This window comes from Micromonospora yasonensis, assembly GCF_026013475.1.
Taxonomy (GTDB): Bacteria; Actinomycetota; Actinomycetes; order Mycobacteriales; family Micromonosporaceae; genus Micromonospora; species Micromonospora yasonensis.
Genome location: NZ_JAPDPH010000260.1, coordinates 1 through 9,092, shown reverse-complemented (window position 1 = coordinate 9,092; position 9,092 = coordinate 1). Strand labels below are relative to the sequence as shown.

General features: G+C 73.7%; 10 protein-coding genes. 4 read left to right on the top strand and 6 right to left on the bottom strand.

Translation table 11 applies throughout. From position 1 onward, the window contains the following. On the bottom strand, window positions 1-1,480 hold a 1,480-nt coding region (gene thrS / locus ONA70_RS31895; RefSeq protein WP_265010202.1), incomplete at its 3' end, for a threonine--tRNA ligase. Between the two features lie 144 nt (window positions 1,481-1,624). Further along, window positions 1,625-2,551 carry an ADP-ribosylglycohydrolase family protein gene (locus ONA70_RS31890; RefSeq protein WP_265010201.1) on the bottom strand — a complete coding sequence of 309 codons (927 nt, stop codon included), beginning with the start codon at window positions 2,549-2,551 and terminating at the stop codon, window positions 1,625-1,627. 73 nt (window positions 2,552-2,624) lie between these two features. Between ONA70_RS31890 and ONA70_RS31885 the strand changes: the two genes are divergently transcribed. Further along, window positions 2,625-3,314 carry a response regulator transcription factor gene (locus ONA70_RS31885; protein ID WP_265010200.1) on the top strand — a complete coding sequence of 230 codons (690 nt, stop codon included), beginning with the start codon at window positions 2,625-2,627 and terminating at the stop codon, window positions 3,312-3,314. Between the two features lie 71 nt (window positions 3,315-3,385). Next, window positions 3,386-4,735 (top strand): HAMP domain-containing sensor histidine kinase, encoded by a 1,350-nt coding sequence (locus ONA70_RS31880; protein ID WP_265010203.1) that lies wholly within the window; start codon window positions 3,386-3,388, stop codon window positions 4,733-4,735. Between the two features lie 228 nt (window positions 4,736-4,963). Here ONA70_RS31880 and ONA70_RS31875 read toward each other — a convergent pair whose 3' ends face one another. Together ONA70_RS31875 and ONA70_RS31870 are read right to left on the bottom strand one after the other, a co-directional pair. Continuing rightward, window positions 4,964-5,989, bottom strand: coding sequence for an adenosine deaminase (locus ONA70_RS31875; RefSeq protein WP_265010199.1), 1,026 nt, complete (start codon window positions 5,987-5,989; stop codon window positions 4,964-4,966). Then, window positions 5,986-6,777, bottom strand: coding sequence for a trans-aconitate 2-methyltransferase (locus ONA70_RS31870; protein WP_265010198.1), 792 nt, complete (start codon window positions 6,775-6,777; stop codon window positions 5,986-5,988). Before ONA70_RS31870 ends, ONA70_RS31875 begins: the two co-directional genes overlap by 4 nt. Before the next feature lie 84 nt (window positions 6,778-6,861). Between ONA70_RS31870 and ONA70_RS31865 the strand changes: the two genes are divergently transcribed. Beyond that, window positions 6,862-7,845, top strand: a complete 984-nt coding sequence (locus tag ONA70_RS31865) for an aldo/keto reductase (RefSeq protein ID WP_265010197.1) — start codon at window positions 6,862-6,864, stop codon at window positions 7,843-7,845. Between the two features lie 91 nt (window positions 7,846-7,936). Then, window positions 7,937-8,134 carry a hypothetical protein gene (locus ONA70_RS31860; protein ID WP_265010196.1) on the top strand — a complete coding sequence of 66 codons (198 nt, stop codon included), beginning with the start codon at window positions 7,937-7,939 and terminating at the stop codon, window positions 8,132-8,134. Window positions 8,135-8,236: 102 nt separating this feature from the next. Here ONA70_RS31860 and ONA70_RS31855 read toward each other — a convergent pair whose 3' ends face one another. Together ONA70_RS31855 and ONA70_RS31850 are read right to left on the bottom strand one after the other, a co-directional pair. Then, entirely contained in the window at window positions 8,237-8,440 is a 204-nt protein-coding gene (locus ONA70_RS31855) for a cold-shock protein (protein WP_091424054.1), read from the bottom strand. Window positions 8,441-8,728: 288 nt separating this feature from the next. Further along, window positions 8,729-9,001, bottom strand: coding sequence for a DUF4235 domain-containing protein (locus ONA70_RS31850; protein ID WP_265010195.1), 273 nt, complete (start codon window positions 8,999-9,001; stop codon window positions 8,729-8,731). Between the last annotated feature and the right edge of the window lie 91 nt (window positions 9,002-9,092).

Sequence of the window (9,092 nt, the reverse complement as noted above, 5' to 3'; positions counted from 1 at the left end):
CCGAGATCTTCGGGCCGTAGAAGGCCGCGCCGCCCGGGTCGGGCACCAGGTCCAGCCCGGTCTCCAACGCGCACTGCTCCAGCACGGCGGTGGCGGTCGCCCAGTCCTCGTCCGTGCCGACGAACTTGTCCGGCTTGGCGTCGTCGCGGGTCGACAGCTCCAGGTAGAAGTCGTCGATGCCGAAGTCCTTCAGCAGGCCGAGCACGAAGCCGAGCAGGTGCTTGATCTCAGCCGGCGCCTGCTCCTTGGTGCAGTAGGAGTGCGAGTCGTCCTGGGTGAAGCCGCGCACCCGGGTCAGGCCGTGGATGACGCCCGACTTCTCGTACCGGTACACCGACCCGAACTCGAACAGCCGCATCGGCAGCTCACGGTAGGACCGCCCGCGCGACCGGTAGATCAGGTTGTGCATCGGGCAGTTCATCGCCTTGAGGTAGTAGTCGCTGCCCTCCATCTCCATCGGCGGGAACATCGTGTCCTTGTAGTAGGGCAGGTGTCCCGAGCTGTGGAAGATGCCTTCCTTGGAGATGTGCGGGGTCCCGACGTACTGGAAGCCCTCCTCGATGTGCCGGGTGCGGACGTAGTCCTCCATCACCCGCTTGAGCACGCCGCCCTTGGGGTGGAAGACCGCCAGGCCGGAGCCGATCTCGTCCGGGAAGCTGAACAGGTCGAGGTCCGCGCCGAGCTTGCGGTGGTCGCGCCGGGCCGCCTCCTCCAGCAGCCTCAGGTACGCCTTGAGCTCGTCCCGGGTCGGCCACGCGGTGCCGTACACCCGCTGGAGCTGCGGATTCTTCTCCGAGCCCCGCCAGTACGCGGCGGCCGACCGCATCAGCTTGAAGGCGCCGATCAGCCGGGTGTTCGGCAGGTGCGGGCCGCGGCACAGGTCCGACCAGCAGACCTTGTCCTCGTTCGCGGCGAGGTTGTCGTAGATGGTCAGCTCGCCGCCGCCCACCTCCATCACCTCGGAGGAGTCCAGCCCCTCCCCCTTGACATCGATCAGCTCCAGCTTGAACGGCTCGGCGGCCAGCTCGGTCCGCGCCTCGTCCAGGCTGGTGAAGCGACGCCGGCGGAACCGCTGGCCGGACTTGATGATCTCCTGCATCCGCTTCTCGAGCTTCGCCAGGTCGTCCGGCTGGAACGGCTTGTCGACCTGGAAGTCGTAGTAGAAGCCGTTCTGGATGGGCGGGCCGATGCCGAGCTTGGCCTCCGGGAAGACGTCCTGCACGGCCTGGGCGAGCACGTGCGCGGTCGAGTGGCGCAGCACGTTGAGCCCGTCCGGGGAGTCCAGGGAGACCGGCTCCACGCTGGTCTCCTCGGCCGGCTTCCAGTCCAGGTCGCGCAGCTGGCCGAGCGGGTCACGGACCACCACGACGGCCTTCGGGCCGCTGGTGGGCAGCCCGGCCGCGGCCACCGCGTCGGCCGCCGTGGTCCCGGCGGCGACGACGACGGGGTCGGCCACGACGGGGGTACGGGGTGCGGACACGGTGACTCCTGTCGTCGATGGGTATCGGATGTGCCGGCTACCCGGCCCCTGCGATGCTATCGGTCGCCCGTTCCGCACCGTCGGCGACGCCGTGTCGTCCCGAGGGGTGGCCCGGCGAATTTCGCCCCCGGGCCGGCTGGGAGGTCAGGTGTGGGTGGGGAGCCAGCCGGGGAGCGGCTCGCGGGCCGCGAGCCAGCCGTCCGGCACCCCGCCCGGCGTGCCGACGCCGGTGTACGCGGCGACCACCCCGCCAGCGATCGCCGCGGTGGTGTCCACGTCCCCGCCGGCCTCCACGCAGACCCGGATCGCGGCCGGGTAGTCGTCGAGGTGGGTGGCGGCGGCCCAGAGAGTGAACGGGACGGTGTCCTGCGCGGTCACCCGGGACCCGTTGCCGAGCGCGGCGACGGCCTGCTCGGCGGAGTGCCCGAGCAGCGCGGCGGCCCGGCGTACGCCCCGGTGCACCGCGCCGGCCGGGTCGAGGGCGTTGGTGACCGCGCCGAGCAGCCGGGCCGGCTCGGGCCGGTCCCCGTCGAGCCGGGCCCGGGCGGCCAGGGCGGCGGCCACCGCCACCGCGACCGCTCCGGCGATGCCCTCCGGGTGCGCGTGGGTCACCTCGGCGGCCGCCCGGGCCTGGTCGGCGGCGCGTCGGGTCGAGTCGGCGTACCAGGCGCCGAGCGGGGCGACCCGCATGGCGGCGCCGTTGCCGCAGGAGCCCTGCCCGTCGAACGCCGCGGCGGCGGCCACCGGCCACGGCGTGCCGTCCCGGATCAGCTCGAGCAGGGTCACCGCGCCGGCCCCGTACCGGCGGGCCGGATCGTAGCGGTCGGCGAAGGCGACGGCCAGCGCGTCCCGGTCGATCTCCCCGTGTCCGGCCAGCACGGCCACCACGGAGCACGCCATCTCGGTGTCGTCGCTCCACTCCCACGGACCGGCAGGGAGCGCGTCCCGCCAGCGCACCACCTCGCCGCCGGGAACGAAGAACCGGCCGCCGATGGCGTCCCCGACCGAGAGGCCGACGAGCGAGTCCCGGGCGAGCGCGAGGCGGGTGTCGGGGAAGAGGGTGAACGTCATTATCGTCCCAGCTTGCCCGGTTCCCCGGACCGCCGCAACGCGATCAACTTGCCCCGGCGAGTACGGTGCTGACGTGGCAACCGTCCTCCTGGTCGAAGACGATCACGTCGTACGCGGCGCGATGCTGCGGGCGCTGTCCGACCGGGGGCACGCGGTGCACGCCGTCGGCACGGCGCTGGACGCGCTGCGCCGGGTGGCCGCCGAGACCCCCGACCTGGTCGTGCTCGATCTCGGCCTACCCGACCTGGACGGCTCCGACGCGCTGCGCATGCTGCGCGGCATCACCGACGTACCGATCATCATCGCCACCGCGCGCGACGACGAGCAGTCCGTGGTCCGGCTGCTCCGGGCGGGCGCCGACGACTACATGGTCAAGCCGTTCACCGGCGCGCACCTGGACGCCCGGATCACCACGGTGCTGCGCCGCGCCGGCCGGGCCAGCCGGACCGTGCAGCCGGCCGTGCACACCGTGGGCGGCCTGCGGGTGGACGTCGGCGAGCGCACCGCGGTGCTGGACGGGGAGCCCCTCGCCCTGACCCGCAAGGAATTCGACCTGCTGGCGTATCTCGCCGCACGTCCCGGCCGGGTAGTGTCCCGGCGGGAACTCTTGGAGGAGGTATGGCGGCAGCCCTCGGTCGGCGAGGACCAGACCATCGACGTTCACCTGTACTGGCTGCGTCGCAAAATGGGCGAGTCCGCGGCGAAGCCGCGCTACCTGCGCACCGTGCGGGGGGTCGGCTTCCGGCTGGTGGCACCCGACTGAGGCCCGCGCTGGCCTGGCTCACGGCCGGCGTGTGCAGTCTCGTCGCACTCACCTTCCTCATCCCGCTCGGGATGACCCTGCGCGACCGGGCGCGCGACGAGGCGCTGGCCGACGCCGCCCGGCGCGCCGCCCTGATCACCGGGGCCCTCGCGGTCAGCACCGATCCGGCGGTCGTCCGGCGGGCGGTGGCGGCCAGCGGGGACGACCCGGCGCGGCAACCGGTCGTGCACGGCCTCGGCGGCGACGAGTCCCGTGGCCGGGCCGACGCGGCGGCGCTGGCCCGGGCCGAGGCGGAGCGGCGCTCCCTGGTCACCGACGTGCCCGGCGGGGTGCTCCGGCTGGACCCGGTGGTGCTGGGCGACAAGGTGGCCGTGGTGGAGGTCTTCGTCCCCGACCGGGTGCTCGACGACGGCGCCGACGGCCGGTGGCTGCTGCTGGTCGCGGTGGCGGTGGCGCTGGTCGGGGCCGGGGTGATCGTGGTCGACCGGGTCGGCGCGCGGACGGTGGACGCCACCGGGGAACTGGTCAAGGCGGCGCTCGCGGTCGGCGACGGCGACCCGGGCGTACGGGTCGAGCCGGCCGGTCCGCGGGAGCTGGCCGAGGTCGGCCACGCCTTCAACCGGATGGCCGAGCGCCTGGTCGCGCTGCGCGCCGACGAGCGGGAGCTCGTCGCCGACCTCTCCCACCGGCTGCGCACTCCGCTGACCGCGCTGCGGCTCGACGCCGAGGCGCTGGAGTCCGACGACACCAGCATCGGCACCTTCAGCGCGGCGGAGCTGGACCGCCGCCGGGGCATCCGACGGATCCGGCAGGCCATCGTCACCCTGGAGGGCGAGGTCGACCAGCTGATCAAGACCACTCGCAAGGCGGTCAGCCAGGAGCCCGGCCCGGGCAGCTGCGACGTCAGCGAGGTGGTCCGGGACCGGATGGTCTTCTGGTCGGCCCTGGCCGGCGACCAGAACCGGCCGCACCAGGTGCTCGGCGCGCAGCTACGCATCCCGGCACCGGTGCCCCGGGCCGAGTTGGCCGCCGCGCTGGACGCGGTGATCGGCAACGTCTTCCGCTACACCCCGCAGGGCACCGCGTTCGAGGTGGCGGTGAGCCGGCGGGACGGCTGGGTGGCGATCCGGATCGACGACGCCGGCCCCGGCATCGCCGACCCCGACCGGGCGTTGCGCCGGGGCGCCAGCGACCGGGGCTCCACCGGCCTGGGACTGGACATCGCCAAGCGGGTCGCGTTGCAGGCCAACGGGTCGGTCAGCATCGACCGGGCCCGGCTGGGCGGGGCCAGCGTGGTGATGCTGCTGGCCGATCCCGAGGCGATCCCCCGGCAGGTCAACCGGTTCGGGCTGGTCGGCCGGATGGCCCGGGAGGCGCGGGAGCAGAAGAGCGCCACGCGCCGCTGGCCGCGCCGGCGCTGACTGTGCGCCGCCGCAAGTCTTCCTTAGATAAGGGTTAACGACCGCCGGCTCGCCGCGCCGGACTGCCAGAATCAGGACCGAACCCATCAGTTCCGTCGGCCGGTACGCCCCGTAACACCTCCGGCCGGTGGAGCCGTGCGCGCGGCGGGAGCCGGTCCCCCCACACCTCACTCCCGTCGCGCGCCACTCCTCTTATCCGGGCGGCCGGGCGGCACCGCCGTCGTCCGGTCAGCGTGTCGCGGCCGCCAGGTAGGCGTCGATCTCGCCGCTGATCCGGGCCTGCTCCGCCGGCTCCAGGAACGCCGCGGTGACCGCGGCGCGGGCCAGCCCGGCCACACCCTCCGGACCGAGGTCGAGCAGCCGGGCGGCCACCGCGTACTCGTCGTTCAGGGTGGTGCCGAACATCGGCGGGTCGTCGGAGTTGATGGTGACCAGCAGCCCCGCCTCGACGAGCTGCCGCAGCGGGTGCTCCTCGATGGTGGCCACCGCGCGGGTGCGGACGTTGGAGGTGGGGCAGACCTCCAGCGGGATCCGGCGCTCGGCGAGGTAGGTCATCAGCTCCGGGTCGAGCACGGCGGCGATGCCGTGGCCGATCCGCTCCGCGCCCAGCTCGCGCAGCGCGTCCCAGATGGTCTCCGGGCCGGTGGTCTCGCCGGCGTGCGGCACCGAACGCAGCCCGGCCGCCCGGGCCTGGTCGAAGTACGGCTTGAACTGCGGCCGGGGCACCCCGATCTCGGGGCCGCCCAGGCCGAAGGCGATCAGCCCGTCCGGCCGCTCCTCCAGCGCGATCCGCAGGGTCTCCTCGGCCGCCGGCAGGCCGGCCTCGCCCGGGATGTCGAAGCACCAGCGCAGGGCGATGCCGAAGTCCGCCTCGGCCCGCTTGCGGGCGTCCTCGATCGCCTCGCAGAACGCCGGCGCGGGGATGCCCCGACGGACGTGGGAGTACGGCGTGACGGTCAGCTCCGCGTACCGGACCTGCTGCCGGGCCAGCTCCCGGGCCACCTCGTGGGTGAGCAGCCAAACGTCGTCGGCATCCCGGATCAGGTCCACGACGCTCAGGTAGACCTCGACGAAGTGGGCGAAGTCGCGGAACGCGAAGTAGTCGGCGAGCGCCTCCGGGTCGGCCGGGACCGGGCTGCGCCCCTCGTGCCGGGCGGCCAACTCGGCGACGATCCGGGGCGAGGCGGAGCCGACGTGGTGCACGTGCAGCTCCACCTTGGGCAGTCCGGCGATGAAGGTGGGCAGGTCGGTCACATCTTCTCCTCTGCGTGGGCGCCGGTACGGGCCACCACGAAGATCCGGCGGAACGGGAAGTACACCTGCCCCTGCCGCACCGGGTACGCCTCGGCGAGGCGTACCGCCAGCTCGGCGCGGAAGTCCGCCCAGCCGGTGGCGTCCAGCGCGGCCCGGACCGGGCGCAGGGCCGTCCCGTCCATCCAGGCCAGCACCGGGTGGTCCGCGCCGGCGGCCGGGAGCAGGTGCACGTAGGTAGTCTCCCAGGCGTCGACCGCGCAGCCGGCACCGGCCAGCAGCGCGGCGTAGCCGACCGGGTCGTCCACGGGCGCCTCGCGCAGCAGCGGGGCGAGGGTGTCCCGCCACCGGTCCCGCCCGGCCACCTCGCGCAGCAGGCGGTGCGACGGGGCGGCGAAGTTCCCTGGCACCTGGACCGCCAGCCAGGCGCCCGGCGGCAGCTCGGCGGCCCACCGGGTGAGCAGCTCCTGGTGGCCGGGCACCCACTGGAGCACCGCGTTGCAGACCACCACGTCCACGTCCGGCTCCGGGTGCCAGGACCGCACGTCGCCGACGGCGAAGCCGACGGGGACGTCCAGGGCGACCGCCCGCTCGACCATCTCCGGCGAGGAGTCGAGCCCGCTCACCCGGGCGTCCGGCCAGCGCTCGGCGAGGGTGGCGGTGAGGGTGCCGGGCCCGCAGCCGAGGTCCACCACGGCCCGCGGCCGGTGCGCCGGGATCCGGGCGACGAGATCGTGGAAGGGCCGGGAGCGCTCGTCGCCGTAGCGCAGATAGGTGCTCGGATCCCACATGGCAGCCTCCAAACCGTACGTACGTCTTGCTAGACCGTACGGCCCGACGCGCGGGTCGGCAAGGGCGTCACTAGGCTCGGTCGGGTGGAACAGCGCAGCTTCGACCGGCTCGGCCGGCACGTCGGCATCGTCGGCCTCGGCGCCTGGCAGCTCGGCGCCGACTGGGGTGAGGTCAGCGAGAGCGCGGCCCTGGACGTCCTGGCCGCCGCCGTCGACGCCGGGGTCACCTTCCTCGACACCGCCGACGTGTACGGCGACGGCCGCAGCGAGCGGCTGATCGGGCGGTTCCTGCGCGCGCACCCCGGGCACGGGCTCACCGTCGCCACCAAGATGGGCCGGCGGGTGCCGCAGACGCCGGAGGCGTACACCCTGGACAACTTCCGGGCCTGGACCGACCGCTCCCGGGCCAACCTCGGCGTGGACACCCTCGATCTGGTGCAGCTGCACTGCCCGCCGACCACCGTCTTCGCCGACGACCGGGTCTTCGACGGCCTGGACACCCTGGTCGCCGAGCAGCGGATCGCCGGCTACGGGGTCAGCGTGGAGACCTGCGACCAGGCCCTCACCGCCATCGCCCGCCCCGGCGTGGCCAGCGTGCAGATCATCCTCAACGCGGTCCGGCACAAGCCCCTCGAACGGGTGCTGCCGGCCGCGGCCTCGGCCGGCGTCGGCATCATCGCCCGGGTGCCCCTGGCCAGCGGGCTGCTCACCGGCCGGTACGACGAGCACACCACCTTCCCGGCGAACGACCACCGCGCCTTCAACCGGCACGGCGAATCCTTCGACGTCGGCGAGACCTTCTCCGGAGTCGACTACGACCTCGGCCTGGCCGCCGTGCGCCGGCTCGCCCCGTTGGCCGGCCCCGGCCGCACCATGGCCCAGTTCGCGCTCCGCTGGATCCTCGACCAGCCCGGTGTCACCGTGGTCATCCCCGGCGCGCGCGACGCCGAGCAGGCCCGGCGCAACACCGCCGCCGCCGACCAGCCGCCGCTCACCGAGGTGGAGCTGGCCGCCGTCCGCGCGACGTACGACGAGCTGATCCGGCCCCAGGTCCACGACCGATGGTGACCCCGGCCCACCGGCCCCACGGCGCGGCGCCGCCGGGGGCCGGCGCCGGCGGGCATGCTGAAGCCGGACGGGCATCGTCGGAGGGGGAACGATGAGGGGCTGGTTCCGGCTCACCGTGGGGCTGCTGGCCGTCGTGCTGGGCGCACTCTGGACCGTGCAGGGGCTGGGCTACGTGGACGGCAGCCTGATGACCGGCCGGCGGATCTGGGCGGTGATCGGGCCGGTCGTCGTCCTGATCGGACTGGTCGCGCTCTGGTCCGGCCTGCGGGCCCGCCGCCGGCACGGCTGAAAGCGGCGCGGCCGAATTCGACAGGCTCCACGAACAAGGAAAGCCCCGCATCCCGAAACGGGACACGGGGCTTCGTGCCGGCCGGCGCGGCCGGCCGGTGGCTCAGATGGGGCGGACCTGCTCGGCCTGCGGACCCTTCTGACCCTGGGCGATCTCGAACTCCACCCGCTGGTTCTCCTCCAGCGTGCGGTAGCCGCTGGACTGGATGGCCGAGAAGTGGACGAACACGTCAGCACCCCCGCCGTCGACGGTGATGAAGCCGAAGCCCTTGTCAGCGTTGAACCACTTCACGGTTCCCTGCGCCATGTGTATCTCCTTCTAAAACTGGCGGCCGAGCACGCCGTGCGGCCGATTGGCCGTTTTCGAGCAGCGGCGCCTGAGGCGGCCCCCGGTGAAGGAGACTTCTCTCAACCCACGCGTCTCTCAACAGCGTGAGACAGCAAACCACGTACGCAAAAACTCTGCACAGCCTACCCGACGAATTTCTCCGACATGTGACCTGACGGTTGCGGGAGGTCCACTGGGCGGACCGGGTGGACCATGCGAAAGGCCCCTTTCCGGGGTTGGCGGGAAGGGGCCGATCAGCTACGGGAGTCAGTCGGGCCAGTGGCCGGTGAGCCGGCGTACGCCGACCGCGCCGCCGCGGTCCACGGCGGCCCGGACGACGGCGAAGATGGCGCCCTGCAAGGCCGCGGCGGCCAGGATCTCGCCCCAGCGGCGGTCCTCGTCGGTGGCGCTGGGCGCGTCGCCGTCGCCCGCCGTGATCTTCCAGACCTGCCGGAAGATCACCCCGGCGACCGTACCGGCGGCCAGCCCGAGCAGCACCCCGACGGGCTTGTACGCGGCCTTGCCGATCCTGCTGCTCACCTGTGCCTCCCTCGGACGATCAGCAGCACCACCGCCGTCGCCACCGCGCCGGCCGCCACGACCGCCCACGGCAGCGGGCCGCGCCCGACCG